Source organism: Martelella mediterranea DSM 17316 (assembly GCF_002043005.1).
Lineage (GTDB): Bacteria > Pseudomonadota > Alphaproteobacteria > Rhizobiales > Rhizobiaceae > Martelella > Martelella mediterranea.
In genome coordinates this window covers 2,474,919-2,501,671 of the sequence record NZ_CP020330.1, presented here as the reverse complement: position 1 = coordinate 2,501,671, position 26,753 = coordinate 2,474,919, and the positions used below count along the sequence as shown (strand labels likewise).

At 61.6% G+C, this 26,753-nt stretch carries 18 protein-coding genes, 1 tRNA gene and 1 pseudogene; 5 read left to right on the top strand and 15 right to left on the bottom strand.

Annotated elements, in window-relative coordinates:
* The 4 genes from Mame_RS11675 to Mame_RS11660 are packed head-to-tail and all read left to right on the top strand — an operon-like array spanning window position 1 to window position 4,379.
* On the top strand, window positions 1–1,743 hold the full coding sequence (locus Mame_RS11675; protein WP_155122092.1) for an ABC transporter permease: 1,743 nt from the start codon (window positions 1–3) through the stop codon (window positions 1,741–1,743).
* Window positions 1,731–2,756: an MBL fold metallo-hydrolase gene (locus tag Mame_RS11670; RefSeq protein ID WP_018063750.1), complete on the top strand. Its 1,026-nt coding sequence runs from the start codon at window positions 1,731–1,733 to the stop codon at window positions 2,754–2,756. Before Mame_RS11675 ends, Mame_RS11670 begins: the two co-directional genes overlap by 13 nt.
* Window positions 2,757–2,758: 2 nt before the next feature.
* Window positions 2,759–3,358 carry a dual specificity protein phosphatase family protein gene (locus Mame_RS11665; protein ID WP_018063751.1) on the top strand — a complete coding sequence of 200 codons (600 nt, stop codon included), beginning with the start codon at window positions 2,759–2,761 and terminating at the stop codon, window positions 3,356–3,358.
* 7 nt (window positions 3,359–3,365) lie between these two features.
* Entirely contained in the window at window positions 3,366–4,379 is a 1,014-nt protein-coding gene (locus tag Mame_RS11660) for a LacI family DNA-binding transcriptional regulator (protein ID WP_018063752.1), read from the top strand.
* Between the two features lie 647 nt (window positions 4,380–5,026).
* Here Mame_RS11660 and Mame_RS11655 read toward each other — a convergent pair.
* The 5 genes and pseudogenes from Mame_RS11655 to Mame_RS11635 all read right to left on the bottom strand — a co-directional run bounded on the left by Mame_RS11655 (window position 5,027) and on the right by Mame_RS11635 (window position 11,247).
* Entirely contained in the window at window positions 5,027–7,018 is a 1,992-nt protein-coding gene (locus Mame_RS11655) for a hypothetical protein (protein WP_018063754.1), read from the bottom strand.
* A 225-nt stretch (window positions 7,019–7,243) separates the two neighbouring features.
* Entirely contained in the window at window positions 7,244–9,646 is a 2,403-nt protein-coding gene (locus Mame_RS11650; RefSeq protein ID WP_155122091.1) for an Ig-like domain-containing protein, read from the bottom strand.
* 306 nt (window positions 9,647–9,952) lie between these two features.
* A pseudogene (locus Mame_RS27310) lies at window positions 9,953–10,336 on the bottom strand (IS66 family transposase); the annotation flags it as partial.
* Window positions 10,337–10,544: 208 nt separating this feature from the next.
* Window positions 10,545–10,620 (bottom strand) — tRNA-Ala (locus tag Mame_RS11640).
* A gap of 237 nt (window positions 10,621–10,857) precedes the next feature.
* Window positions 10,858–11,247: a TIGR02300 family protein gene (locus tag Mame_RS11635; RefSeq protein ID WP_026173289.1), complete on the bottom strand. Its 390-nt coding sequence runs from the start codon at window positions 11,245–11,247 to the stop codon at window positions 10,858–10,860.
* Between the two features lie 211 nt (window positions 11,248–11,458).
* On the opposite strand from Mame_RS11635, the gene Mame_RS11630 reads away from it, so the two are divergent.
* Window positions 11,459–12,049 carry a transglycosylase SLT domain-containing protein gene (locus Mame_RS11630; RefSeq protein ID WP_018063758.1) on the top strand — a complete coding sequence of 197 codons (591 nt, stop codon included), beginning with the start codon at window positions 11,459–11,461 and terminating at the stop codon, window positions 12,047–12,049.
* Here Mame_RS11630 and Mame_RS11625 read toward each other — a convergent pair whose 3' ends face one another.
* The 10 genes from Mame_RS11625 to Mame_RS11585 form a co-directional block, all read right to left on the bottom strand.
* Window positions 12,050–13,150 (bottom strand): alginate lyase family protein, encoded by a 1,101-nt coding sequence (locus Mame_RS11625; RefSeq protein ID WP_018063759.1) that lies wholly within the window; start codon window positions 13,148–13,150, stop codon window positions 12,050–12,052.
* A 26-nt stretch (window positions 13,151–13,176) separates the two neighbouring features.
* Complete coding sequence (locus tag Mame_RS11620; RefSeq protein ID WP_155122090.1) at window positions 13,177–15,930, bottom strand: tetratricopeptide repeat protein; 2,754 nt, start codon at window positions 15,928–15,930, stop codon at window positions 13,177–13,179.
* Window positions 15,927–16,973, bottom strand: a complete 1,047-nt coding sequence (locus tag Mame_RS11615) for an alginate O-acetyltransferase AlgX-related protein (protein ID WP_018063761.1) — start codon at window positions 16,971–16,973, stop codon at window positions 15,927–15,929. The genes Mame_RS11620 and Mame_RS11615 overlap by 4 nt, the downstream gene beginning before the upstream one ends.
* Entirely contained in the window at window positions 16,966–17,685 is a 720-nt protein-coding gene (locus Mame_RS27015; RefSeq protein WP_018063762.1) for a hypothetical protein, read from the bottom strand. Before Mame_RS27015 ends, Mame_RS11615 begins: the two co-directional genes overlap by 8 nt.
* Before the next feature lies 1 nt (window position 17,686).
* Complete coding sequence (locus Mame_RS11610; protein ID WP_157624513.1) at window positions 17,687–19,231, bottom strand: right-handed parallel beta-helix repeat-containing protein; 1,545 nt, start codon at window positions 19,229–19,231, stop codon at window positions 17,687–17,689.
* 29 nt (window positions 19,232–19,260) lie between these two features.
* Window positions 19,261–20,661: a mannose-1-phosphate guanylyltransferase gene (locus tag Mame_RS11605; RefSeq protein WP_018063763.1), complete on the bottom strand. Its 1,401-nt coding sequence runs from the start codon at window positions 20,659–20,661 to the stop codon at window positions 19,261–19,263.
* Complete coding sequence (locus Mame_RS11600; protein ID WP_018063764.1) at window positions 20,658–21,839, bottom strand: hypothetical protein; 1,182 nt, start codon at window positions 21,837–21,839, stop codon at window positions 20,658–20,660. Before Mame_RS11600 ends, Mame_RS11605 begins: the two co-directional genes overlap by 4 nt.
* Before the next feature lie 9 nt (window positions 21,840–21,848).
* On the bottom strand, window positions 21,849–23,321 hold the full coding sequence (locus tag Mame_RS11595) for a glycosyltransferase (protein WP_018063765.1): 1,473 nt from the start codon (window positions 23,319–23,321) through the stop codon (window positions 21,849–21,851).
* A 7-nt stretch (window positions 23,322–23,328) separates the two neighbouring features.
* On the bottom strand, window positions 23,329–24,648 hold the full coding sequence (locus Mame_RS11590) for a UDP-glucose dehydrogenase family protein (protein WP_026173290.1): 1,320 nt from the start codon (window positions 24,646–24,648) through the stop codon (window positions 23,329–23,331).
* Window positions 24,649–24,889: 241 nt separating this feature from the next.
* Window positions 24,890–26,665 carry an IlvD/Edd family dehydratase gene (locus Mame_RS11585; protein ID WP_051085078.1) on the bottom strand — a complete coding sequence of 592 codons (1,776 nt, stop codon included), beginning with the start codon at window positions 26,663–26,665 and terminating at the stop codon, window positions 24,890–24,892.
* Window positions 26,666–26,753 lie beyond the last annotated feature (88 nt).

The window sequence follows — 26,753 nt, the reverse complement described above, 5'->3', positions numbered from 1 at the left end:
ATGTCGCTATCGACCACAGCCGCCGGAGGGCGTCCTTCATGGACGCTCTCCACCCTTTCCGGGCTCCTGAAGAACGAGCGTGCGCTGATGGCGATACTGGCGCTGTTTGTCGGCGTCCTGTCTATCCTGCCGCTCGGACGGCTCGTCTACGCGGCCTTTGTGACCAGCGCCGGATTCGAGCTCAGCCGCATCGCCGACGTCCTCGGCGGCCGCCGCGTGTTCGAGGCGACGGTCAATACGATCTGGATTTCGCTTTCAGCCACAGCGCTTGCCACGCTCGCCGGAACGATCGCAGCGCTTCTCGTCGGCGCGAGCGACATGCGCGGGCGGACTGCCTGGGTGTTCGGGTTCGTTCTGCCGCTGATGATCCCGCCGCAGGTCATCGCGCTCGCCTGGATCCAGGCCTTCTCGCCGGCAAGCCCGATCATGAGCCTTCTGGGCATTACCCTTCAACCCGGCATGCGGCATCCGCTTTATTCCGCGAGCGGGATCGTTCTTCTGCTCGGCCTTTATAACGCGCCTCTGGTGTTTCTGGCCGTGCGCGCCAATCTGCGTCGCGTTCCCGCCGATCTGGTGGAAGCGGCCCGCGCGGTGGGCGCCACGCCGCTGAGCGCGACAATCGGCGTGATCCTGCCCTTGATCCGTGGCGGCATTTTCGCAGGCGCGGCGCTTGCCTTCGTGTCGTCGATCGGCAATTTCGGTATCCAGGCCATGCTCGGCATTCCGGCCCGCGTGCCCACGCTGATCACGCTGATCTACCGGCAGCTCAACGCCTATGGCCCGTCGGCGCTGAACGACATGGCGCTTCTGGCGCTGCTGCTGGCCGTGCTGACCATTCTCGGCATGGGGCTTGCCGGCCTTCTGGGCCGCATGGGCGACCAGCGCGTCGATGGCGCCTCCAGACCGTTCAAATTTCCGCTCTCGCGCTTCCACCTTCCCGTCACCGCTCTGGCGTGGGGTTATCTCCTGTTTGCGCTGGCGTTGCCGCTTTCGGCGCTGGCCGCTTCGGCTCTGGTGCGGGGTTACGGGCAGCCGCTCACGCTGGAGACGCTGACCTTCGAGAATTTCTCCAACGCGATCTTTCATCACGAGGGCATCCGCGAGGCCTTCTTCACAAGCCTCTGGTTGACGGGGCTTGCGGTCGCCATCCTGATTCCGACTTCAGTCGCGCTCGGCTATTTCCTGAGCTGGCGAAAGGGTGTCACCCCGCGCCTGCTCTATCTCTCCTCCCAGCTTGCCTACGCGCTTCCCGGCATCATCATCGGCGTGGCCATGATCCTGTTCTTCCTGAAGCCGCTGCCCGTCCTGGGCACAAGTCTCTACGGAACGATCTGGGTCATTCTTGCGGCCTACCTCTCGAATTTCCTGGCGCTGGCGCTTCAGCCGATCCTTGGCGGGTTCGCGCAGATCGAGCGGTCGCTCGACGAGGCCGCGCAGGTGGTCGGCGCGGGTATCTTCCGCAGGCTCAGGGATATCATCCTGCCGGTCCTGGCGCCCGCCGCCGCGGCCTCCGCCATCCTCGTGTTCATGACCGCCATCAACGAAATCCAGACCTCCGTGCTGCTGGTCTCGTCGCGCGCGCAGACCATCGGCCCGATGATCATTTTCCTGGAGGAGGCCGGGTCTTCGACGCTGGCCGCCGCCGTCGGTTGTCTGATGGTCATCGTGATCCTCGCGCTGATGCTCGTCAGCCTGACCTTCGCAAGAAGGCTTCCGCAAGGTGTATTGCCGTGGCACGACTGACCGTGATCAGCGGGTTGAACCGCAAGAGCGCCGCCATCTTCCTCGTCGAGGCGGCCGGCAAGCGCGTCCTGTTCGATTTCGGCGACGGCCTCGACAAGGACGAGCACCCCGATATCGACGCCATCGGCGCCGTCGATGCGATCTTCCTCAGCCATGCGCATTGCGACCATGCCGGGTCGATCGGACGCCTCGATGCGGTCGGCAATCCTGCCGTCTTCGCAACCGGACGGACACTGGATTTCCTTCAGGGGCGTCTTCCCTCGGACGCTGCACACGTCATTCCGGAACAGGGTTCCTTCGAGGCCTGCGGGCTTGCGCTCACGACCGGACGGTGCGGCCATGCGCCCGGCGGGGTCTGGTTTCATATGGAGACGGCAGCGGGCGGTTTCGTCTACACCGGCGACATCAGCCTTGAATCGCGCGGCATGACGTTCGACCCTCCCCCGCTGGCGTCGACCCTTCTGGTTGATGCATCCTATGGCGACCGCGCGCAGGATCTCGATGACCAGATCACGGCCATTTCCGACTACGCCGAAGGGGGCGCGGTGCTCTGTTGTCCGGGCGCCGGACGGGGAACCGATATGGTGCTTGCAATGGCATCGCGTGGACATGACGTCCATGTCTGCGCGGCCATCGGCAGGGAAGTTAAGGCCGCGACCGGCAGGGCGTTCCCCGTCGTCGACGTCGAAAGCGCAATGCCTGACCAGGTCATCGTCGCGACGGAATCCAACGCGGAGGCCGGTCTTGCGGCTGCACTTCTGCAAAGGAGGGATTTTCGCCTGATATTTTCAAGCCACGTCCCGAGCGGCACCCCGGCGCGTACACTCATAGAGCGCAACGAGGCCGTCTGGCTTCCCTGGAACGTCCATCCGCGCAAGGACGATGTCCTCGCGCTTGCCGATCATTGCGGGTCGCGGCAGGTTCTGCCCGCCTTTGTCGACATGACCACTGCCCCGGAACTTGCGCGTGGCCTCGGCGAACGCCTAAGACTGGAACGCGAGACGGAGATTTGACGATGACAGAAAAGCGCCTCGGCGTTCCCGACCACGTGCCTGAAAATGAAGCGCGCGAGGATGATCGGCCGCTTCTGTTTCCGGTCATCGACGGCGTCGGACCGCACGCAAAGACGCTGTTTCTCGGCAATCTTGCGGCCGCCGAAGACCCCGATTGCCTTCTCGACGCCGGGATCACGGAAACCCTCAACGTCTCGATCAACATGTTTCCCGGTCCGCTGCTGCTTCCGGACGGCACCCATATCCGCCGCTACCAGATCGGGATGATCGACGGCGACGGCAACGATCCGCATCTTCTGGCGGCAGGCGTGTTCACGATCGAAGGGCTGATGCGCGGCTATGTCCCCTCGAAACCGCATTATCCAAGCCATCGCAAGGGCAATATTCTGGTCCATTGCCGCGGCGGACGCTCGCGCTCGGTCGCGCTGATCGCGCTGTGGCTTTCCACATTCGCCCGCGACCGGTTCGCCAGCTTCGAGAGCGCTCTTGCGCATCTGAGACAGTTGCGCGAGCTCGACGAGAGCTACCCGCTGCCGCCAATGCTCGCCCTTGCCGAAGAGGTCAGGCTGCGCGGCCTGCTTGGCGCGGAACACGCGATATAGGTGAAGCATGGCCGAAAAATTCATCTCCGCGGGCGATGTCGCCCGCCTCGCCGGCGTTTCCCGCTCCGCCGTCTCGCGCACATTCACCGAAGGCGCGAGCGTTGCGCCCAAGACCCGCGCCCGGGTGATGCAGGCGGCGGAGGAGCTTGGCTACCGCGTCAACCTCCTTGCACGCACGCTGCACAAGGAACGCTCGGATCTCGTCGGCCTTGTCGGCGCGAACCTCTCCAACCCCTATATCTCCGCCCAGGTCGATGCGCTGACGGCGGCGCTCTACGCAAACGGGCTGCAATGCATGCTGCTCAATCTGGCGGGTCAGCAGAACGACATGGAAAATGCCGTTGCAAAGCTGCTTGAATACAGGGTCCGCACGGTCGTCCTTCTGTCGGGAGCCGTGCCGGATACGCTGATGCGGCTGGCGTCGGCCAATGGCACGCGTCTCGTTCTCATCAACCGGCCGCTGCCGGAGAAGATCGGTCTTGTCGATCAGATCGAGGCGGATTCGGCGGCCGGCGGCGCGCTGGCGGCGCGGCGGCTGATTGCGGCCGGTTGCAGCAACGTGGCCGTTGTCCTGTCCGGCTCCCGCACCTCCGCCAAACTCGCACGCGCGGAAGCGTTCATTGCCGTCATGGAGGATCATCGTATTCCGGTCACCCAGTGGAGCCAGGGGCGCAACACTTACGAGACCGGGATCGCGGCCGCCCACGGGCTTCTCGGCAAGCCGGGCATCGACGGAATTTTCGGGGTCACCGACGAAATCGCGCTGGGCGTGATGAACACCGCCCGCCACGAACTCGGTCTCTCCGTTCCCGGCGATGTCTCCGTGATCGGGTTCGACGACGCGCCGATTTCCGACTGGTCCTCGCATCAGCTCACTACCGTCAGCCAGTCGCTGTCCTCGCTGACCCAGGCCACGCTGAAAGCCATCACCGGCCCGGCCAACGCCCCCTCCTCCCACCACTTCATCCCCGTACGCCTGGTCGAACGCAGCTCGGTGCGTCCCGCAAGCGCAGCGACTTAGATCATCGGTTTGAAAAGCGGTCGAAACGCAGTCCGATATCACCTGCCGGAATTGACGGGGAACGCACTGATATCGCCGAAGCCCGGAAAATATAGCGTCAGCCGCGGATGCGCGAGCAATCGGACCGTCTCGTCTTCATCGACGAGATATCCGTTGTCCATGGCGGATGGGGGCGCATGTCTACACCAGCGAACTTACATCCGTCACGGTGAAGGCATCCGACATCCGCAAGGATTGTCCATGAGAAACGCTGCGCAGCTTGATTGCGGCCTTCAGGTCGAGAAACGGTGCAAGGGAACAAATAAAACTGTCTTTTAGTTCAATGCTTTGAAGATTGACTTGGCTGGGGTGGCTGGTTTCTCAGTTCCTCACTCGACGATTTTAGCGGCGAGATCGGCTTCGGTGGAACCTATGACCGGGAAGGCGCGAATGACATTCTATACAGTCTCCATGGCGAGTTAACGGCTTCCACTGGCTTCGGCGGCGGGTCCTATAGCTATGGCGGCAATCTCGGCTTCCACGTCCGGTGGTGACGCCCGCGCCTCCATCTTCGAAATGGCATAAAAATGGCGACCGGATGGTTCGGTCGCCATTTTCACTTGTCCTTCCGGTTTTCAGCTTCCAGGAAGAGCCTGAAATCGGGGTTTTCACTGCGTTGCGCGCGGCACGCTGTTCCCAAGGGTGATAATGGCGTTGAAAACGTCATCAGCAGCGCCCTCAACTCCGTCAGGAGACAAATCGCCATTTGTATTATACGTATTGACTGTTGCGCCATGGAAGCAACTCGTCAGAAACGACGTATTAACCGGCTGAGACTCGCCATTTGTGCCGTTAACGGTCACCCAGTAAGGTTCAAATTTCAGACCTTTACCTTGCAGTGTCTGCGCAACCATGCTGCAGGTGTCATTCTGTTCGAATGCCTGCGTCAGACCTCCCTCGTTCGGTGCGTTGTCATAGCCGTCAGCAAATACAACGGCCATTGCCGCTTTCACATCATTGTACATTCCCAGAGCTTGAGGATGTGTTGCCGAGGGTTGAGTATTGTAAACGGTCTGCACGCCCCAGACAAAGCCACTGAGATTTACAGAGAGCCCGCTGGGTCGTCCCCAACTTCCTATCGTATTGCTAAGGTCATCCAGAGTCGTATTGTTCGAAAAAAACGCCTGTTCAAATGGCTGGCCATCGAAGATCGAAGGGTCAAAAAATCCTGGATATTCGGAGACATATTGATAATCGGTATTACCAATATCAAATGACTCCGCATCAACGATCACAAATGCAGATATGTGAGTCGCTATGCTTTTGTTGGCCTTATGCCCAAAGCCAGCATCAAGCACAGAAACGCCTTTCATTTTATCGAGATAACTTTGAACGATATCAACCTCAAGATCAAATTCAGAAGTAATTATGCTTTCAGAGCTATCAACCATGAAAGAAACATACGGCATATAATTCACCGTTGCCGATTCTTCATCGCCAAGGATGGCAAAGTGTGAGAGCTGAGAGCCTACGAAAGGCTTATTCGCCAATTCTGCAAAGGCGTAGATTGCCGTGCCGGTTTCAAGCGGTTCGTCGGGTGTAACGCTCCAGTCTCCGTTTGCCTGCACGGTGGCCGCGTTTGCGGACACCGAACTGCCGTGATCCTTATAGACCCAAACGCGTGTACCCGGCGTTGCTTCTGTGCCTGAAATGCTTGTAGTGGTTGCGTGGTTGATAACCGGACTGGCGATGTCAACACCTTGTTGGCGAATTGCATAAACCGACGTTGTGTAGTCTGAGCCAAAGCGCTGGCTGGCCGCGGCAAAGAAAACCGGGTTGTTATAGACTGGAAACATAATGCTAAATTCCCAGTTGCCACTCGCGTCGGCCTCATCCCACCCGAGTACTGTGCCGTCAGATAAAAACGCTGTGACAAGTTCATTGGGACCGGACATGCCACTCGCGTTCGAATTGCTCAACGCGATGTTATAGGGCGGGTTCGGCCGCTCTCCTCCAATATCAACCTGACTGGAGATCGACTGGTCGCCTTGACTGTCCTGTGTGGAAGCGCTGACCTGTTCATTGCTGTATAGTGAGAGCTGCCCTCCGGTTTTCCATGAACCGTCGGGAGCAGTCGGGATCTTCAATTGTCCGCCACTGGCCGCCTGAACCAGAACGTGTTCATTCGCCGGCGCATAGCCGCCGAGGCCCGAAGTGGAAAAGTAATTGATTTGCGGTGGCAACACAGGAACGTTTGCAAGAATGACCGGTATGGATCTTGCCTTCTCCGTCTGCGTGGCAGGCACCTCGACCCTGATGGCAGCGCCTCTTTCAAGGGTCTGCGGGAAGACGATACCCCAGGTTCCGTTCCCGTTGACGTCAGCGTGGCCGATTTCCGCACCGGTTTCGGCATCATATGCCGTAATGGTTGCGCCCGGCACGCCCCCGGATCCGGCGACCTGAGCCGTGTTGCTATGCTCGACGGAAAAGAACCGGTCCTCCTGCGCGTTCGACGCCCCTGCAATCGCTGCAGAAAGCAGGAAGGCGCCTGCAAGCGAAGCGACAAGAGCCGTGCCAAAGCGTCTCGTGCTTCTGTCTTTGCCGGCAATCGCCCGGGCGGAGCCGCCAGGCACTCGCGGTGTTGTATACATATACGTCATCAGTCTCTCTCCTCGATATCCGTGACGGCAGGGCGCACTTTTCCCGTGCCGGGTTCACAAGTGCCTGGCTGCCGTCGTTTCTGTGGGTGTGCAGGTCGGAACGGGCACTCCTGATCTGGATACATTCAGGAAGAATGTGCGCCGCCCGGTTTTGGTTTGGGGGCCAGCCGGCGGATTGCCCGCCGACTGGTTTTTCGGGCCGAACTGCTCGGCCATCATGTTCGCTCAGGAATAGGAGTATCCGACGGCCTGAACGAAGAAGGGTGACAGGCTTCCCGTTGAATCATCTGCCAGGAAGGTGACGATATAAGCGCCTTCAAGTTGCTCCGGCGACAGTGGGATTTCGAAAGCGCCGTCCGATCCGACCGTCACGCTACCAAGCTGTTTGCCTGTATCGTAACTGTAAGCGTAGGCGATCGTGTCGGGGTCACCCTGACCCGAGACGTATCCGGGTTGAATGTCCGAGACACTCGGATAATTCGGCTGTGGCATGTCGACATTCTCCACCGCGGAATCCGAAACGTTGCCGAGCGCGTCGGTCACGATGGCAACCAGTTTTGTGCTGGACGGCAAAGCCCCGCCAGCATCGATCGACCAGTTGTAGACGCCTGCAGTCAGAGCCTCACTTCCGAGAAGCGTTCCGGAGGTCGAGTCTTCGTAGAGGCTGACGGTCACCTCGTCGTCATAGGTCGTCCCGCTAACCGGATTCCCGTTATATTTGCGGATCTGCGGCGGAAGAGGCTGGCTCTCGCCGAGGATCGTGAAGGGCTTCTTCGCAGACTGATTGCCTGCGTCCGTCTGGGCCCAGGCCACCATCTTGTCGCCGATTTTCAGGCCGGCCGGTCCGTATGCCCAATTGTGCTCATCATCCACCGGGCTGCCGGGTCCGATAGGCGTGTCCGGAAGGGATGCGTATGCGATATAGATCTTCAGCTTCGGCAACTGGTCGGCCGGCCCCGCCTCGGTACCGGAGACGACATCCGGATATGGACCCGTCACATCTGGCGGATCGGGCACATAGCTGTCGACTGTCACGAGTTTGGTTTTTTGCGACGTCGGGAACCCCGCCGGCCGCACTTCCGCAATTGCATAAACCTGCACACCGTCAGCGACGATATCCGCACCTGTAACCGAGAACGTCCAGTTTCCGTCCGCATCCACTCTGACACTACCTACCGAGTCGCTATGGTCCCGGTTAACAACAACGCGCGTATTTGGCGTTGCTTCCGTCCCGGAGAATACCGTCCCGTTATAAACTGTGAAGACTGGTGTTTCGACCTCAATCGCGGGATCTTCTCCAACTGTATGGACCATATTGTTTGATGTCGAATCGGGCGCCAGCCCCGCAAGCACGTTAAGATCGGCCACAGCATTGAACGCGATCATCTGACCGTTCTTTATGCCGTTGGGAAAATCAATCTCCCATCCACCGTCGTCGCCAACCAGCACACTGCCGACTAGAGCGAATGGCTCGACCGTGGCTGCGTAGACAAATACGCCCGGCTCGGCGGTGCCTTTTGCTCCCTGCTCTTCCACTTTTTCAACAGTGGGCGGATTGGGCCTGTACTGGGAGATCGTCACGGACGTGTTTATGGAACTGTCCGCTGTATCGCTTTCCTGCGCTCGGATCAGTTGGTTTGGCTCGCTGTCAAGCGTGCGGGCAAAGACAACTTCGTTCTCCTGGAACGTCTTCACGCCAACCGTCGTCCACTGTCCCTGGCTGTCTACATTGACTGCCTTGCCGCATCCCGTGTCGAGCCCGAGGATGTAAACCTGCTTGTTCGGCGGCGCCCAGCCGGAGACGCCCTGCGTGGAATACTTGTAGATCACCGGAGGCGCCAATGCCGCGGCGCTGAGGACAACGGTAACCGCATTCGTCGTCAGCCCCTGGCTGTTCACGGCATAAAAGCGGACCCTGGATCCAGGTGCAAGCGGCTGGTGGAAGTCGAGAGACCATTCGCCATCGGCATTCACTTCCGCCTCGTCGATCAGGTGGCCGGTGTCGGCGTTATAGACCATGATGGTCGATCCCGGCTCCGCGCCGGAAGCGCCGATGCGGCGTCCTGTGCGATGGGTGACGTTAAAGCGTCCGGCAACCAGCGTGACCGGGACCGACGTATTTCCGTTTCCGGCGTTTGCGATAAGGGTAACCGTGTCGCCGGCATTCAGCTTTGTGGCATAACGGGCAAGCCATGCGCCGTCGCGCGGATCCGGAACAGCCCATCCAACCTGTTCGCCGTCCGGGCCATAAATGGTAACCCGTGCGGCCCGGGCGGCGATCCCGACCGCGCCCTCGCTGCCTGCGTAACTCTCCGTGATCTCCGGCTGCGCGCCGCCGACGGTGACCTGTGCCGCCGCGGATGTTTTCTCGCTGGTGGGGTTATATGCCGTTGCGCGAAGAACGGTGTACATCTTCGTTGGCTGGTCCAGCGGAATAGACCAACTGGCGTCCGAAGCCACCGTGGCCGACCCCAAAATCAAACTGCCGCCATCGGTCAGCTTGACGATCGTTCCGGGCACCCCGTGTCCCGAAATGACATTGACAAATGCGTACTCCAGAATGGAGGGAGGCACAAAGCTCCCGCCGCATCCCGAAATCCCACCGGATTCCTGAGTTTTACGTGTCATTTTCTCTCTCCACATTAAAAATAGGGATTTTATTCGTTGGATATACAATTAAATTCGTGCGTATCCGACAAATTAAAAATATATGTGAAAATAGAAAATACAATATATCTAGTAATATAATTATTTATTCGATATCACATTACATTATTTACAAATAATTCTTCGGTTTTATTACATGTTTACTCAGTCGTCTGGAAACTGAGGTTTTGGTCAACTGGAAAAGCGTTTTGGGAACGCAGCCAGGGGATTGATCCGCGAAACCCCTGCTCGTGACATCACGCTCCAGTTTGAGGAGCGTATGGCGAGCCATTCCGTGTCAGGGTTCGTCGCGACTGCCTCGAAGATCCGGTCGAACACGCCTTGCTCGATCCACCGGTAATACCGTCGCTTGACGGTTTGATACGGGCCGAAACAGTCTTCCGGCAGGTCGCCCCAGCGCGCATTCAGGTGGCGGGCGACGCATTCGCCGGCTCGAGTGTCTCCGAAGCGGTAAACAACCATCGGGGGACCGCTGCCGCCGAACGGTCGATCATCTCTGGCATAGGCCCACAGCCAGGCTGTTTTCGTTGCTCCCAAACCTGGAGCAAGCGTCGGCAACGTCGTTTCGTCGACGAAGACCCGTTCGGCCTTCTTTATCTCGGCAAGGATATTAGCGGCGAGGATTTCCAGCTCGAAGCCGAGCGTGCCCATCGTGCTCGCATGTATATCGAGCTTAGTCCTATCTCACGGAGCGACGATCCGGAGCGGGGTAAGATCGGATTGCCCCTCTCCCTGAACCCCAGATACCAAGCCCGCATAGCAGCTCTAAACGACCAAAAGCTCAAGCCAAGTGACCGAAAAGGTCAAAGCCTGCACAAAAAGGTCAATCTATGTGACATTTTACACAAAAAGGAAAATTTGGTGGAGCTAAGCGGGATCGAACCGCTGACCTCCTGCATGCCATGCAGGCGCTCTCCCAGCTGAGCTATAGCCCCAATCTTCGAGACCGCCGGGGCGGTGCGAAGCGACGTTTTCGCGTCGGGTGGCGGCTTGTTACTGTGGATTTTCGCCCGATGCAAGCCCCAAAAAATCAAAGGCCGGAAAAAAATCGGCCGGGCCCGATCTTCCGCCGGACTTGCCTGAAACAGGCGCCCTTTTCAATAACCACAAAATCAAAACGCCGGGTCAAAAACCCGGCGCCGCTTCATCTTCAATAATCGCCGTCAGCGATCTTAGCTGTCGTCGTCGTCATCCGAGACGCCGATGATACCGGAGACGTCGTCGTCATCGTCGTCATCGTCGGTTTCAAGGAAAGTATCGTCGTCGTCGTCATCGAGGTCGACATCGTCGTCATCGTCGCCCGGGATGTTGTCGGAAGGGCTGTCGTCGTCGGAGGCTTCGATGGAGGCCAGCTCGACATCGCCCTCTTCGGTATCGACTTCCTTGACGTCGTTTTCCTCTTCCTCGCTTTCGACAACCGCGATCGAGGCGGTATCCTCGAAATAGGAAAGCGGCCAGGAACCGCCCGAATAGGGCGAAACCACCGGGTCCTTGTTCAGGTCATAGAATTTCTTGCCCGTATCGGGGCATGTTCTTTTGGTTCCGAGTTCCGCTTTCGCCACGATCGACCTCTCATGTTGCGGTTGAAGGCTGGCATCACCAGCGCCTGTGCGCTTTTGCATCAGGCGGTCCCTTATCGTCATGCCGTCCGTCTGTCAAAGGCTAAGTTCATCGTTTTTCGGACGACGACTGGTACGGGCAAAAACCTCCAATTTCGTCGTTAACCATTTTTAAGAACCCTTTCTTAAATCCTGCCGGGTAGATGCTGGTTCCATGTCTATTCGTCGTCTCACCACGCTCTTTGCGGTGATCTTGCTTGCCGCGCTCGCCTCCTGCTCGACCACGGTCAGCAATGTCGGCAACAGCTGCGCGATTTTCGCGCAGAAGAACGGAATCTTCGAAAACTGGCGGCGCGACGCCGAGAAGGCCTCGCGCGACTACGGCGTGCCCGTCTCCGTGCTGATGGCGACGATCTATGTCGAATCCTCCTTCGATTCTCATGCCCGCCCGCCGCGCAAGAAAATCCTCGGCTTCATTCCGGGTCCCCGCGCCTCCAGCGCGCTCGGCTATTCGCAGGCGCTGGACGGCACCTGGGCGGAATATCAGGCCCGAGCCGGCCAGCGCGGGGCAAGCCGCACCGATTTCGGCGATGCGATCTACTTCATCGCCTGGTATCACTACCAGAGCCATATCCGGAACGGCATCGCGCTCAACGATCCCTACAATCTCTACCTTGCCTATCATTCCGGCCACAGCGGTTATTCCCGCGGGGTATGGAAAAGCAGGCCGGTGGCCAAGAGCGCTGCGGCCCGCGCCCAGAAGATGACCCAGATCTACGAGGCGCAGCTTCGTCGCTGCTCCTGATCACTTCTGCTTCCCGAAGCATCCCGGCTGCATGGCCGGGTTGTTGCGATAAAGCAGGGTCAGATCCCCCCCGAGCTTGGAATTGGAAAGCGGGCGCAGCGGCGCGAGCGCCCGGTCCAGATCGCCATCGCTCACCAAGCTCAGATAGGCCTCCAGCCAGGCGATCGTGAACGGCTCCTGTTCGGCAAGCCCCTGCGGCACCGATTGGTGGACGCCGGCGATCGCGGCGACCTTCGACGGGTCCTCGATCCCGGCAAGCGCGAAGCCGACGGCCTTTTCGATCACCGCCTCCTCGTCCGAGGTATAGCTGTAATCATTATGGCAGATCAGCGCGGCGGAGGCCGAGAGCGGCGCGAGCGCATGAAGCTGATAATGCAGCGCGTATTTTCCCCGGCGCATTTCATAGGGCATGCTGCCATCCTCGGCGACCGTTTCCAGCACGGCGCGGTGACTCGCAAAGGCCCAGTTGATGTAATCCTGGCTTTTGACGATCAGCGCGATTTCCGTCACCGCATAAGCGGCCCATAGCCGCAGATTGCCGAGCTTCGCCTTTGGCGGGGCATCATTGTCCCAATAGGCAATCAGGAAATCGCCGTTCTTCGTCAGCCACGCCTCGATTGTCGCCTTCTCGTCGGTCAGGCCGTCGGCCAGATCGCGCACCTGGCGGTAGGCGCTGGCAATGCCGCCGACGCGGGCGGCATAGGTCATCTTGGCGTTCTCGGTCTGCAGGTCGCCAAAGGCATCGGCCGCGGCCCAGCCATGAACGCCGTTGATCACGCAGGCGGCGTTGACGGCCGCGATGCCGGGATTGGCCCGGGCGTCATTGGCAAGCCCGGTGATCTCACGAATAAAGTCATCGGCATCCTTCAGCGCCGCGTCCACCGCGGCGTCGCTCTCCTCATCGAGCGTGGAACGATCGGCGCTGCCTTCGTCGTAACGGCTGCCGTAATCGAGCGTGACCGTCGGTGGCGGAAACGCCGGACAGGACTTTTCGCCCTCCTGGGCCAGGGCGGGAGAGCCGGCGAGCGTCAGGAACGACGCGCCGGCCAGCAGAAGACCGGTCTGGCGCAGAAACGAGCGGGACGGTGAAGTGTCGGGCAAATCGCAAGCCTTTCGGTTGGCTAGATTCAGTTTGTTTCGAGGCCGGAGAGCAGGTTGGCCGCCGTCTCGTCGCCTGCGGTCGCAGCCGCCTTCAGCCATTCCCTGGCCTTGTCCGCGGAATGCTCGACGCCGACGCCGAAGGCATACGCCTGGGCCAGCATCAGCATCGCCTCCGCATCGCCGGCTTTTGCGGCTTTTTCCAGCCAATCGCTTGCCTCGTTCTTCTCGCTTTCCACGGAAGCGCCGTCACGCAGCAGTTTGGCGAGTTCGCGCATGGCAACGGGATTGCCCGCGCCTGCTGCCTGACGATAGGCATCCTTCATGTCGAAGACCTGGCTGATCTTGGCCCTGACGCTATCGGGCGCCTTCTTCAACCGACTGGCGATGCTGTAAAGCTCGTCCGGCTCGGCGCTGTTGAGCAGCTCGGTCAGAAGCTTGACATGGTCGTCTTCCTGATAGAACCGGCTGCCCGGATCGGAATACCAGTCCAGAAGTCGCCATGCGGCGGGCCTGTAGCCCTGTTCATAGGCTTCGGTGTAAAGCTTGAAAGCAGCCTCGCGATCGGCAATCGAACCGAGAGTCAGGTAGATATCGCCGAGCTTCACCTGCTGCCAGCCCTCTTCCGGCGAAAGCGCCAACGCGACCGTAAGCGCCTCGTCGGCGGTGTCCGGGCGACCCGCGTCGAGCGCATAGCCTGCCTTGACGCCGAGCGCGTCGATATCGCAGGGCATGATCAGCTCCGCGCGATCATAGTAAAATGCCCGCCGCTCGTCGCTTTTCACCCTGTCGGCCGCGAACAGAAGCGCTTGGAAATCGCCGAAGGCCGCGATCTCGTTCAGCAAGGTCTCCGGTGGCTGATAACGGCCTTTTCCCGCCTCGCGGTAGGCATCGTCAAGATGCCAGAGGACCGACCCCTTCATCCGCCCGCCGGCCCCTTCAACCAGATCCGTCGCTTTCTTGAGCGATGCCGCATCGTCTTCATTCATGTAGATTTCGGCAAGCGCTGCCATGGCGGCGATATCACCGCCATCGGCAAGCTGTTGCAGGGCGGAGCGGATTTTCTCGCGTCGGGCGTCGGTATCGACAGCATTGTAGGCGCCCTCCAGAACGCTGGCCTCTCCGCCGTCATGATCGCGCACGAGGGCCCGCCAGTGTTCGATGATGTCGTCGACGCGGGCGGGTTCAAGCTCGGTCAGGATGGCTGCGACGCCGCCCGCATCTTTCATGCTGCCCGCGATCGCGGAGGTCTGCAGATCGGCGAAGGCGTCGGCCTTGTCGGTCAGTTTAGCCTCTGTCACGTCTTCGAACAGCCGCCACCAGTCCTCGTTTTCGAGCGATTTCCATCGCGCCCACTCGGCAATCTGCGGTCCGTCGGGCGCCGTGCAGAGCAGCGCATTCCTGAGCGCGTCGATCGCGCCCGCCTTGGCTTCTGTCGAGATAAGGTCCTCAAGTATTGCAATGGCTTTCTGGTGATCCTGCGCGTCGCCGTCGCGCAGATAGAGGCGAGCGAGATGAAGCTTGCCTTCGCCATCGCCACGCTCCGCGGCCGCCTCGAACAGGCGCCGGCTCGCCTCCTGATCCGTCCAAAGACCGTTTTCTTCCTGGGTGAGCACGCCGAGCCGCGAAAACGCCCAGCCCGGCGCATCGGGTAGTTTCGTCAGGGCCTCAAGCATGTCTTCATATTTCTGCCGGTCCTGAGGCGTATCGAGGCCGCGGCGCGCCAGAAGCTGGATTGCGCGTTCATAGCCGACAGGCTCCCCATCGGCAGCCAGATCATCATAGATCGCCATAGCCCGGCCGAGGTCGGGCGGCACCAGGTCACCCTCCTCGTAGAGCTTTGCCATCTGGACTTTCGCCGGAACGATGTCGGCGTCGAAGGCTTGCTGGAGGTAGCGCAGAAGGGTCGTGTTATCCTTCTCAATGCCTTCGCCGGAAAGATGATAGCGCGCCGTCTGCCAGGCGGACTGGTCGTCGCCGAGATCGGCCGCGAAACGATACCATGCCTCGGCGAGCGCATGGTCCTGCGCGATCACCTCCCCGCTTTCGAACGCCCGCGCGATGCGGCGCACCCGACCGCAGATCGCGTTGTCGAGATTGCCGAGCAGCGATGAAAAGCCGAGCGTGAAAGCGAGTTGCGGATCCATGTCCCAGCCCGGGACATCTTCCCCCTTGCTGGTCTTCTCGGCCAGAAAGAGAACCGCGTCGGGATCGCCGTTATAGGCGGCCTGAAGTTTGCGCTGGATGCCGCGATCGATATCCTGCGGCACCGCCTTGCCCTCCAGATAAAGGTCGGCGAGGAAGTTGATCGTGCCCGGCGTTGCCGAAGGCCCGATGGTTTCCAGTTCCGTGACGAAGCCGGTTGCCTTCAATTCGTCGAAACGCTCCGCCTCGACATAAAGCGCCACGACATCGAGCAGATAGGCCGCCCGGCTGTAATAGGGGTCTTCCTGGCGGCGCAGGTCGTAGGCGGATTTGACCGTGTCGAAATACTTGTCTGCATCAATATTGCGCAGCCGCATCAGCTCGCGGTCGAGATCGCGGTATTCGACGCCCGGCGGCAATTGCCTTCCATCCCAGTTCGACCATTGCAGCTCCAGCGCGTCGTTGGACTTGCGGTCAGCGCACACCTTCGCCGCCTCGATATCGGGCGGCCGGAAATCGATGACGGGCTGTTGCGCCATTGCCGTCGATGCCGCCGCCGATAGCGCAAGCGCCAACAGAAGTGACCGGGCGCGACCGCGGCCGGCGTTTCGCAATCCGGGAATGCTCAAACGCTTCATTCGCTTCCTTTCGCCGCCGCGCCGCAGCCATCCGATCCGCAATCACCGGCGGCGCTCGCCTCGAGCGTCTCCCACGGCTCGGGACCGTAGCTTGCGAGATTGCTGCCGGGCGGCACCTCCCATACCAGGAAGAGCGGCGGCTTTGCCTGTAAGTCGCCGGACCGGAGATAGTCGGTGATCGACTTGAACGGATTGGCCGAAGCGCTCGCCCGGTTATCGACGTCCATGTTTGAGAACTGTTTCAGGAACCCGTCGAAATGGCTCTGGCCATCGGCCGAAAACCGCGACCCGACAAGCACAACCGGCGCCGGCGCCTCCGCGCCCAGTATATTGAACGGCCGATCAGCGGCGAAGGCTTCCTCGCCCACGGTCTCGTAGCGGGTTTCCGTCACCGGCGGCAGGCTTTCGCTGCAATGGGCCTGGATCGCCTCGCGCAGGTCCGACCGGCGCGTGTAGTCTTCTCCCTTTGTGGTCGTGAAGGTCATGAGGTTGGCCTTGCGCGATTGCGGCATGGCCGTGATCTTGCCGGCGATCGCCTCCGCGGCAAAACGCGCGCCCTCAGTGGTCCAAAGCGGATCGGCCTTCTGGTAAACAGGGCTGTCATCGGCGGCCTTTGCTTTCATCGGCGTCAACAGATCGACCGTGACCACGCCGGCGTCATTCAGCCGCTTGATCGCCTCCTGATAGATTTCGGTATTTATGTTTTCCTTGTAGCCGTAGAGCCATGCCGCTTGCGGCACCTTGTCTGCCAGCACCTGGCTGCGCGTGGGAACGGGCACGAATATGAGAATGGTGCCGTGGGCCTTCAACAGCTTCGAGAACGCCGCGACGCTCTCCGCCAGCGCCGGATCGGCGACCGATTTCATCGCGATATCGCCCATCACGGTGAAGAAATACCCGTCCTTGCCCTCCAGAGCCTGTGGCTCGCCCTTCTCCGCCAGATTGGCGCAACCGTAAAGCGATTGAGCTTCTTCGGCTTGGGCAATACCGCAACCAAGGCCGGCCGCAACACACAATGCCGCTATCGTTTTCATGCTATCCATGCTCATCCTCCCCCGAGAGAGCTTCCGGTTCTGCAAAGGCGCGTAGCAGGTTTTCAGCCGCCGTGCGCGTTCCAATGTCCGGGCTTTCCTGCGCCACCCGCAAATAGGCGCGCACCGCCGCTTCATCCTCCGCCGACAATGGCGCGCCGGAGGCAATCAACATCGCCATCTGCAGGGCGAGCGCTTCATCGACGAATTGCTGGTCGACGGCAGCCCGCAACAGCGCCTTGGCTTTCTCCGGCCTGGCGCCGAATGGATGGCCTTGCAAATAAAGCCGCGCCAGCGCGAGCACCGATGCGGGGTCTCCGGTCGCCGCCTGGCGGTTGAGCGCGTTTTCGATATGGGCGAGCCGCACCGGCGAAATATCGCTGGTCCGATCCGACAGGATAGCGAACAGCGGGGGTACGGCATAAGTGCGGCCATCATTCACCGCGATCGCGAGATAGTGCGCCGCCTTGCCATTGAGGTCCGGCCGGTTCATCGCCAGAAGCCGCTCTGCCAGTTTGTAGGCAGCCAGCCCGTCGCCGACATCGGCGAGGATCTGAAGCTCGGTGATCGTCACCGGCTCATCGGCGACGATCCGCGCCCGGATATCCTTGAGGCGCGGGGCATTGTCGTAGATCGAGGCAACAGTCCGGACAGATCCGTCCCCGGCGAAAGCAAGGGCCGGCAAGAACAGCAATACGGCGAAAATCGCATGGGCCTTCGCCATATCACTCGCCCTCCCCGGGGTGGCATCCGGTGAAATCGGACAGCCGGAACTGCCCGCCATTGCCGCGAAACAGCGATGGCGGGGCGGACGCGTCGGCCGATATCCGGAAACCGGCATCGGATGCCTTGGAGAGACTGCGCTGAAAGGTGAGATAGCGCGGTGTTTCATATTGCAGCGCGCCGGCAAACAGCACCGGCAACTGGTTGGACAGATCATTCTGTCTCAACAACAGACGCGAGAAGCGTTCCGCCGAGATGCCGGAAACATTGGCGAGGAAGATGTTGTCGGTAATCTCGGTCTCGTCATCGGGCGAGATCGCATCGGTAACCGCGATGCCCGCGCCCTGGTTGCGCGCAAGCAGATTGCCGGAAATCCGCACCCCGAGGCTTTGCGCCACGCGAATGCCATCGGCGCGATTGCGAAGGGCGGCGTTGGAGAAAATATCGACACAGGCCCCGCCCGCGACAGAAATCCCCTCGACGCCGTTTGCAAGAAGGACGTTGTCCGCGATCGTCGCATGGCCGACGCCGTCGCGGGCGAAAATGCCGCGTCCGGCATTTTCCGCCATCACGTTCCCGCTCACCACCGTCTTCTTGCCGCCGATCATCAGCAGCCCGTGCTGCCCGCTCGCCACGACCAGATTGTCGCTGATGACGCCATGATCTACCCGCTCGAGCCTGAGCCCGATGCCGCGCGCGCCATCGATCCGGTTTTCGGAAAAGCTGAAATCGGCAATGCCGGTCGCTTCCACCGAGCGGATATTTTCCAGGATATTGCCGGTAACGCGTCCGCTGCTCCGCTTGCCGGCAAAGCGACTGGAGGCAAAGCTGATCCCGCTCATCAGCGGCTGCCCGTCATAGCCGAGAGCGGAAAACCGGCTGTCTTCGATCTCCGCCCGGCCGCCGCGCACGGTCAGGATGAAGGGATGAAAATCGACAACTCTTGGCGCAGCATCCGTGCCGGTCACCTCGGCGTCGCGGATCGTCAGCAGCCCCTCATTGATGATAAAGACCCCCCGCTCCGTCGCCATTTCCAGCCGGTCGCCGTCGCTCATCGCAAGCGCGGCGTCTTCGGAAATGAAAAGCGGGAGCGCGAGGCGGTAGCCATTGTCTGCGGCCGCAAGCACGCCGCCATCGCCGGAGAGCGCGTCGGCCAGACCTGCAAGCGTAAACGCCCCGCGCTTCAGCAACAGCGCCTGGCCGCCCGAGGGCGCGGCCGCCTCCATCAGTTCGCGGTGACCGAGATTGCCGGTCTCCAGCGCGATCTGCTGCAGGAGCGGCGCGAAAAGCACCGTGTCGAATTCGGCGGGCGCCGTCGCGCTTTCGCCTGCTTCGGCGGATCGGGCTGTCGGTTCCGGGGGCTGCGGCACAGTTTTGACGCCGGCCTCGTCCAGCAGCTTTCGCGCCGCGTCAAGCGTCGGCGCGATGCCCGCCGCGTCGCTCTTCAGCGTCTCGAGCAGGCTGTCCGCATTGCGGTTGATCTCGGCCAGGCGATTATGATCATGCGCGTCGGCAACAGGCGCGAAGGCGAGCAGCAGCAAGGCCACGCAACATCCATGAACGCGCCCGACGCGGATCATCTTGCCTCGCCTCCGGAGACCAGGAAGGGCGTGTCGTTCAGGTCGTCGGCGTCATACTGCAGTTCGATCAGCGTCGCGGTGACATCCCCGTGATTGCGCAGCACGCCGCCATGGCCGGCGGGAATGGTAAAACTGTCTCCGGCCTCGCCGACGCGCCGGCTCCCATCCTGCTCCAGTTGAAGGGTTCCGGCGCAGATCGTCAGCACCCGGCGGCGGCTTTCCTCCGCCTCGATCGTCAACACCGCCCCCGGTATGATCTCGTGTTCGGCGAGGCGAAAGCCGGGGCCGGTCTTCAACGGCGTTCCCGAATGCGCCCATTTCGGCTTGGTCAGATCGCCCTTGCGTTCCTTCAGCGCGGAGAGCACCTGCGGCACGTCCTGGGTGCGGTCAAGCGCGGCGACCAGCAGGACGTCCTCGGTGTCGATGATGGCGAGGTTGTCGACGCCGATCGTCGCGATCAGCTTGCCATCCTCGGCGCGGATGTAGGAATTGCCCGTATCCACCGACACGACGTCGCCGCTCAGGACGTTGCCATCGCCGTCCTTCCTGCCGATCTCGTAGAGCGAGCGCCAGCTTCCGACATCGTTCCAGGCGATCGCGGCCGGGGCCATCAACACCCGGTCGCTGTGTTCGAACACGACGCTTTCGGTTGCCGCGGCGTGGGCCTTTCGGAAGCAGCGGTCATCGAGAACGGTGCGGCCCGGCTCCCGGGCCGCCCGCACCACCGCGGCTTTGACGGTCTCCGTCGTTTCGGGGTCGAGGCGCTGATATTCCGAAATCAGCACATCCGTGCGGAACAGGCTGACGCCCGACGCCCAATAGGCATTGCCATTCTCGATCAGTTTCTCGGCGGTCTCGCGCGGCGGCTTCTCGATGAAATGAGAGACGTTGCGCGCGCCGGCGAAGTCGGTATTCGGCCCGTCGTCAACGATATAACCATAGCCGGTTTCGGCGTAGGCGGGACGGATGCCGAAAAGCATGATGTGACCGCTCTCAGCGGCCGCGCGCATCGACAGCACCACCGCGCCGAAATCGCCCTCGATCAGATGGTCAGAAGGCAGCACCGCCATCAGCGCGCCGGGATCGCGGGCCTCGATGGCCAAGGCGGCCGCGAGCACCGCCGGGCCGGTGTGCCGCGAGCTCTGCTCGATCATCAGTTCGCCCTTGCGGCCGATCGCGTGAAGCTGCGCGCGCACCAGCGTCTCATAGCGATTGTTTACGCTGACATAGGGCTCGTGAAAGCCGGGGCCGCCATGACGTTGGACGGTCGCCTGGAAGAAGCTCAGCGAGCCGCGTCCAGCGACACGGTGAAACTGCTTCGGCGTTTCCGCCCGCGACAGCGGCCACAGCCGCATGCCCACGCCGCCGCACATGATGAGCGGATAGACGGACGTCATCGGCCCGTCTCCGTCGCGGCCTGCGCATTGCCGATCAACGGCCATGCCTTGGCCCGCTCGCTCATCTCCTTCGTGGCGGTAAAGCGTGAAAGCCGGGTCTTGATCCGCTCCAGGAAGCTCGCATAGGGCTTGCTGGTCACCGTCAGCGCAACAGTCTTGCCGATATCGGCCGCCGTCAGCGCATCGGGCGCGGCGCTGAAGGTCACCGCCGCCGTCGTGCCGGACGCGCCGTCCTCGGCCTTGACGTCCTTGACGGTCAGCGGCAGGTCGTCGCCATTCGGTAGCGAGGCATGGGCCTCTGCGCCGAACAGCAGAAGTTTTGCCAGATCGTCCGGCATCGTGACCTTGATCGTCGGGCCGGCATCATCGGTCCTGACATAGGCGATCGGGGTTCCGGGCAGAACGGTGGCGCCGACCGCGCCGTTTTCGGTCAGCACGATCCTGCAATCGCAGGGATTGGAGAAATTCAGCATGCCGCCGCGCGCCGATTGCAGCGAGAACACCACGTCCCCCTCGCCGGCATTCGCATCCACATAGGCGATCTGCCCGGCCTCGGGCGCCGTCAGCGGCAGCCCCGCCGGCGTGACGGTCGCAAGGCCCGGCACCCGGTGGACGAAGATGTGATAGTGGATGGTGTAAAGCGTGAGCGCGATCAGGCCAAGCGTCAGGGCCGCCACCATTCCCGCGCCCGCCATACGCCGCATCCTTTCGCGAAAACTCTTGCGCGGCGGGGGTGCCGCCACCGATTTCTGCCGCGCTTCCGGCGGCACGCGCAGCAATTCGTTGATCTGCACCAGATCGCCCGCCAGATAGGCGTTCATCAGATAGCGCAGATGCGGCAGATGCGGACCAGTGGGATTGAGGAACACCAGCTTGTAGACCCCGCCGCTTGCCGATTCCAGCTCGGCGCGAACCTCGATCGGCAGCACGACGGAATAGCCCTCGAACTGAAAGCTGAACCGGGCGATCACGCGATCGCCGGACATATCCCCGCCATGCCAGCCGCCGGCATAGGCAGCGACCAGCGAAACGCCGATCCCTTCCAGCTCGCGCCCGTCGATGAACACCGAAAACGGCATCCAGATCGAGGGGTGATCGGTGTCATGCCCATTATCCGGCAATTCGATCGCGGTTTCCTCAGCGTCGGTTTCGGCGTTCGGATGGTGTTCCATAAGCATGCGAGGCTCCTATGCGCCCGAAATATCAACGAACCAGATCATGCCCAGTATCAGCCATGCTACTGCGAGCGCATGAAGATACAAAGAAAATCCGTCGGATCCGAGAAAGCCCTTCTCTTGCCGGGCGGTTCCGGTTGCGGTGTTCTGGCGGGTCCATTTCTGCCGGTCGAGGCGAAACAGCACGTACGTCTTGACCAGCGCCCCGCCGATCTGGCCGAAATAGAGAAGGAAGGGGTAAGTGACCGGGAACCCGCCGGCCCGGAAAGTCGAGATCATCGTGCACATCACGTAGCGCGATGCCATGACCCAGGCGAGATAGGCGAGGAAGACGTAAGGATTGAAGACATAGGCCGCCAGAAGCATGCCGCAGGGCCCGGCAAGCGTCGTCCACATCGACATGCGCTGGTCCAGGATCGACCACCAGGTGAAATAGCCGATCCGGCTCGCCGGCAGCGCCAGCGCGCGATTGCTGGTCCTCAGCGTGTTGCCGAACCAGCGCCGCATCAGCACAATCGCGGAATCATAAAAGCTGTCGCGCGGCTGAGTTTCGACCGAAACGGTTTTCACATCGGGCAGATAGCCCATCTTGTAGCCGTGCTTCAGAAGCCAGAACCAGGTCGACTTGTCGTCGCCGGTCAGGAAGTTCACCCGGCCGAAGCGCCAGTGATCGATGAAATCGTGCTGCACGCCGCTGATGAAGCCGGGCTGGGTCGCAAGGTCGCCGCGAAACACCGACATGCGCCCCGTCAGGGTCAGCACGCGTTCGCTGAGCCCCATCGAGCTCATCATGAGCTGGCGCTGGGCAAACCGCAGGTGGAACCAGTCCTGGAAAAGCCGACCACCGGTCGCATCGGAAACCTCGTCGGAGGTGAGCGCGCCCATCTTCTCGTCGGTGAAGAAAGGCGCCGACTTGGCCACGAGGGACGCCGGCACCCGTGTGTCGCCGTCGACCAGAAAGATCATGTCGTGACGCGTCGGATTGAGACGCCTGATGGTGCGCAGCGATGTCGCCAGCGCATCGCGCTTGCCGGTGCCCGCAATCCGGTCGAACACCAGCGAGACCGAACCGCCGCGGCTTGCATCGGAACCGGCGAACACGGCCTTGATCAGGCGGATATCGCTCGCATCGACGACCGAGGCGACAATCGTCGCCCCGCCCTCGGAGTTTCGCGCCGCCTCGAAGATCGAGCGATAGACCGGCGCGGTGATCGCGGGATCGATCTTGTAGGTGGTCACCAGGAAGAAGGCATGCGCCCGATAGGTTTGCAGCGCATAGAGCGCCTCGGCCCGCCTGCGGCGGCGCGGGAAGGCGAAGCGCATGTAGTATTTCGCGCGGATGAAATTCAATATCCCCCACGAATAGCGCCAGATGCCGAGCACCCCGATCGTCAGCGCGAGCGTGCCGGACTTGCCGACGACGTTCGGCGCGGCGAACAGCGCAATATTCACGGCCGTGCATATGTAGAGGATATGATAGAGCATCCCGTTCCTACCAGCAGATCCCCTCATAGGCATCGCCCGTGACCACGCCCGGCGCGATGCGGGCAAGATCGACCATCGGCTTGTCGCCGATCAGCGCGGAAAGCGGCGCGACGGCCTCCTTGTAGCGATGGCCGACCACGATGATATCTGACAACGCTATCAGGTCTTTCAAATCACCGACGAGCCTTTCCGGCAGATCGCCGATCCTGTCATTGCCGCGGCCCGCCCCGCTCATGCCCTCGTCATAGGCAGCCTTGACGGAAGGATCGTAGATCTTCACCTCGTAGCCGCCATCCAGAAGCCGGCTGGCGAGCGCCGCCAGCGGGCTTTCGCGCAGATCGTCCGTGCCCGGCTTGAAGCTGATGCCGACCATGCCGACCGTGCGCCCTTCAAACCGCTTCACCAGCGCCTCGGCGCGGGCGATCTGGTTCTCGTTGGCCTCCAGCACGCCTTCCAGCAGCGGCGCGGCGACATCGTTGGAATTGGCGAGGAAGCGCAGCGCCCTCAGGTCCTTGGGCAGGCATGAACCGCCGAAGGAGAAGCCCGGGCGCAGGAAATAGGGCGACATCGCCACCTCGTGGTCCGAACAGAGGATCTTCATCACCGCCTGGCCGTCGACGCCGACGCTCTTGGCGATGTTGCCGATCTCGTTGGCGAAGGTGATCTTGGTCGCGCGCCAGCTATTGCTGGTATATTTGATCATCTCCGCGGTCTTCATGTCGACGGCGTGATGTTCGCCCGGCAGGCTCGCATTGAGCTCGCGCAGCATCGCCATCGTCGGATCATCCATCGCGCCGTAGACGATCAGGCACGGTTCGAAGTAATCCGCGACCGCGGTGCCCTCGCGCAGGAATTCCGGGAAATAGCCGACGCCGAAATCCGTACCGGCCTTCAGCCCCGAGGCGCGTTCAAGCTCCGGCACACACACGCTTTCCATCGTGCCCGGCACCAGCGTGGAGCGCAGGATGACGCTGTGATGGCCCTTTCGTTCCACCAGCGCCGCGCCGATCGACCGGCAGAGCGCCGTGACATAGGAAAGCCCGATCGCGCCCGTATCCTCGCCCGGCGTGCCGACACAGACGATCGAGACATCGGTGTTCAGGATGGCCTCGGCGATATCCGTGGTCGCCGACAGCCTGCCGGCAGCGTGATTGGTCGAAACCAGCTCATCGAGACGTTCCTCGACGATCGGCGTACGCCCGGCATTGATGGAGGCGACCTTGGCGGGATCGATATCGACCGCAACCACCTGATGACCCTGCTCGGCGAGGCAGGCCGCGGAAACGGTGCCGGTATAGCCGATGCCAAACACGCTTACTCGTACCACATGACCCTCCTTTGGGTCTCAACATCCGGAAGCCAATTTCGCGCCCGGAAAACACACTCTGAAAGTTTCGCGTCAACCGCATCGCCCGCGCGACCGGGCCATATTCAACGGCAAACTTGCCTAATGCGCTGTCCCGCCCCGGAAAAAGGCAACAGCGCGATTGTCAATAGCTGTATCCGCAATTTCTAAAGATACCGTATTCATGGTTGCTTTTTAACCCTCGCCCGGTTTTTGCGCGCGCTTAGTGATTGTGGCGCGGCGGGCGGCGGGCGATATCGCGAAACTCGTCCGCGCCGGCGATCGTCCCGCCGTCGGAGAGTTGCGTCACGGTCTGGCGGTAGAGCCGCTGCCACGGCGTGGCGTCGTCCGGCACCTTCGGCAGCCCCTCGGCCTTGCGTTTCTCCAATTCGGCGTCATCGACCAGCATGTCGCAGCGCCCCTGGTTGAAATCGATGCGGATCGTGTCGCCGTCGCGCAGGAAGGCGAGACCGCCGCCCGCAGCGCTCTCGGGCGACGCATTGAGGATGGATGGGCTGTCGGCCGTGCCGGACTGGCGCCCGTCGCCGATTGTCGGCAGGCTGGTGATGCCCTTCCTGATGAGATGATCCGGCGGCTGCATGTTGACCACTTCGGCGGAGCCCGGCCAGCCGAGCGGCCCGGCGCCCCGGATGACCAATATGGTGCGCTCGTCGATATCAAGCGCCGGATCGTTGATGCGGGCGTGGTAGTCCTCCGAGCCGTCGAAGATCACGGCCTTGCCCTCGAACACGCCCTCATGGCCGGGCTCCATCAGATAACGCTGCCGAAATGCATCGGAAATCACGCTCATCTTCATGATCGCGAAATCGAAGAGATTGCCCTTCATCACCAGAAAGCCCGCGCGCTCCTGCATCGGCCTGTCGTAAGGCAGGATCACCTCGCGATCGACCGCCTCGCGCCCTTCGAGATTGTCGGCCATGGTCGCGCCGGTGACCGTCGGCGCGCCGCCATCAAGCTTGCCGGCCTTCAACAGTTCCCACATGATCGCGGGCACGCCGCCGGCGCGGTGGAACCGTTCGCCGAGATATTTGCCGGCCGGCTGGACATTGGCGAGCAGCGGTATGTCGTAACCGTAGTCCTGCCAGTCCTCCGGCTTCAGTTCGACGCCAGCGTGGCGGGCGATCGCCGCCAGATGCGGCTGGGCGTTGGTCGATCCGCCGATCGCGGCATTGACGCGGATCGCGTTGAGAAAGGCCGGGCGGGTGAGAATATCGAGCGGACGGATATCCTCGTTGACGAGCTCCACCGCGCGGCGTCCGGTGCGATAGCCGACCTGACCGCGCTCTCGATAGGCCGCCGGGATCGCCGCCGAGCCTGTGAGCGACATGCCGAGCGCTTCGGCCAGCGCATTCATCGTCGAGGCCGTGCCCATCGTGTTGCAATGGCCGACCGACGGCGCGGAATCGAGCGCCGCTTCCAGAAATTCCTCGCGCGTGATCTCGCCGGCGGCAAGCTTGCGCCGCGACCGCCAGATCACCGTGCCGGAGCCGACAAGCTCGCCTTCATGCCAGCCATCGAGCATCGGCCCGCCGGAATAGACGATGGCGGGGATATTGACCGTGGCCGCCGCCATCAGCGCCGAGGGCGTGGTCTTGTCGCAACCCGTCGTCAGCACCACCCCGTCCAGCGGATAGCCGTAAAGGATCTCCACGAGACCGAGATAGGCGAGATTGCGGTCGAGCGCCGCCGTCGGGCGCTTGCAGTTTTCAAACAGCGGATGGGAGGGAAACTCGATCGGGATGCCGCCGGCGTCGCGAATGCCATCGCGCACCCGGCGCGCGAGATCGAGGTGGTGGCGATTGCAGGGATTAATGTCGCTGCCGCTCTGGGCAATGCCGATGATCGGCCTGCCGGAGCGCAGTTCCTCCGGCGTGGTGCCGTAGTTCATGAACCGCTCGAGATAGAGCGCGGTCATATCCGCGTGGTCCGGATTGTCGAACCAGTCTTGTGAACGCAGGCGGCGATGCGACATTTTCATTGTTCTCCCGATAGTGCTTTCCTCAGCCGCAAAGTGGCGAAACTCTCCGCCCCGGTCCACGGGCGTTTTGCAGATTTCCGACTTTCTC

Coding starts and splice junctions, on each gene's coding strand:
- Mame_RS11665 (WP_018063751.1), top strand. CDS start 2,759: ATGACAGAAAAGCGCCTCGGCGTTCCCGACCACGTGCCTGAAAATGAA.
- Mame_RS11600 (WP_018063764.1), bottom strand. CDS start 21,839: ATGCTTATGGAACACCATCCGAACGCCGAAACCGACGCTGAGGAAACC.
- Mame_RS11620 (WP_155122090.1), bottom strand. CDS start 15,930: ATGAAGCGTTTGAGCATTCCCGGATTGCGAAACGCCGGCCGCGGTCGC.
- Mame_RS11675 (WP_155122092.1), top strand. CDS start 1: ATGTCGCTATCGACCACAGCCGCCGGAGGGCGTCCTTCATGGACGCTC.
- Mame_RS11595 (WP_018063765.1), bottom strand. CDS start 23,321: ATGCTCTATCATATCCTCTACATATGCACGGCCGTGAATATTGCGCTG.
- Mame_RS11585 (WP_051085078.1), bottom strand. CDS start 26,665: ATGAAAATGTCGCATCGCCGCCTGCGTTCACAAGACTGGTTCGACAAT.
- Mame_RS11650 (WP_155122091.1), bottom strand. CDS start 9,646: ATGACACGTAAAACTCAGGAATCCGGTGGGATTTCGGGATGCGGCGGG.
- Mame_RS11615 (WP_018063761.1), bottom strand. CDS start 16,973: ATGGATAGCATGAAAACGATAGCGGCATTGTGTGTTGCGGCCGGCCTT.
- Mame_RS11655 (WP_018063754.1), bottom strand. CDS start 7,018: ATGACGTATATGTATACAACACCGCGAGTGCCTGGCGGCTCCGCCCGG.
- Mame_RS11660 (WP_018063752.1), top strand. CDS start 3,366: ATGGCCGAAAAATTCATCTCCGCGGGCGATGTCGCCCGCCTCGCCGGC.
- Mame_RS11605 (WP_018063763.1), bottom strand. CDS start 20,661: ATGACGTCCGTCTATCCGCTCATCATGTGCGGCGGCGTGGGCATGCGG.
- Mame_RS11630 (WP_018063758.1), top strand. CDS start 11,459: ATGTCTATTCGTCGTCTCACCACGCTCTTTGCGGTGATCTTGCTTGCC.
- Mame_RS27015 (WP_018063762.1), bottom strand. CDS start 17,685: ATGGCGAAGGCCCATGCGATTTTCGCCGTATTGCTGTTCTTGCCGGCC.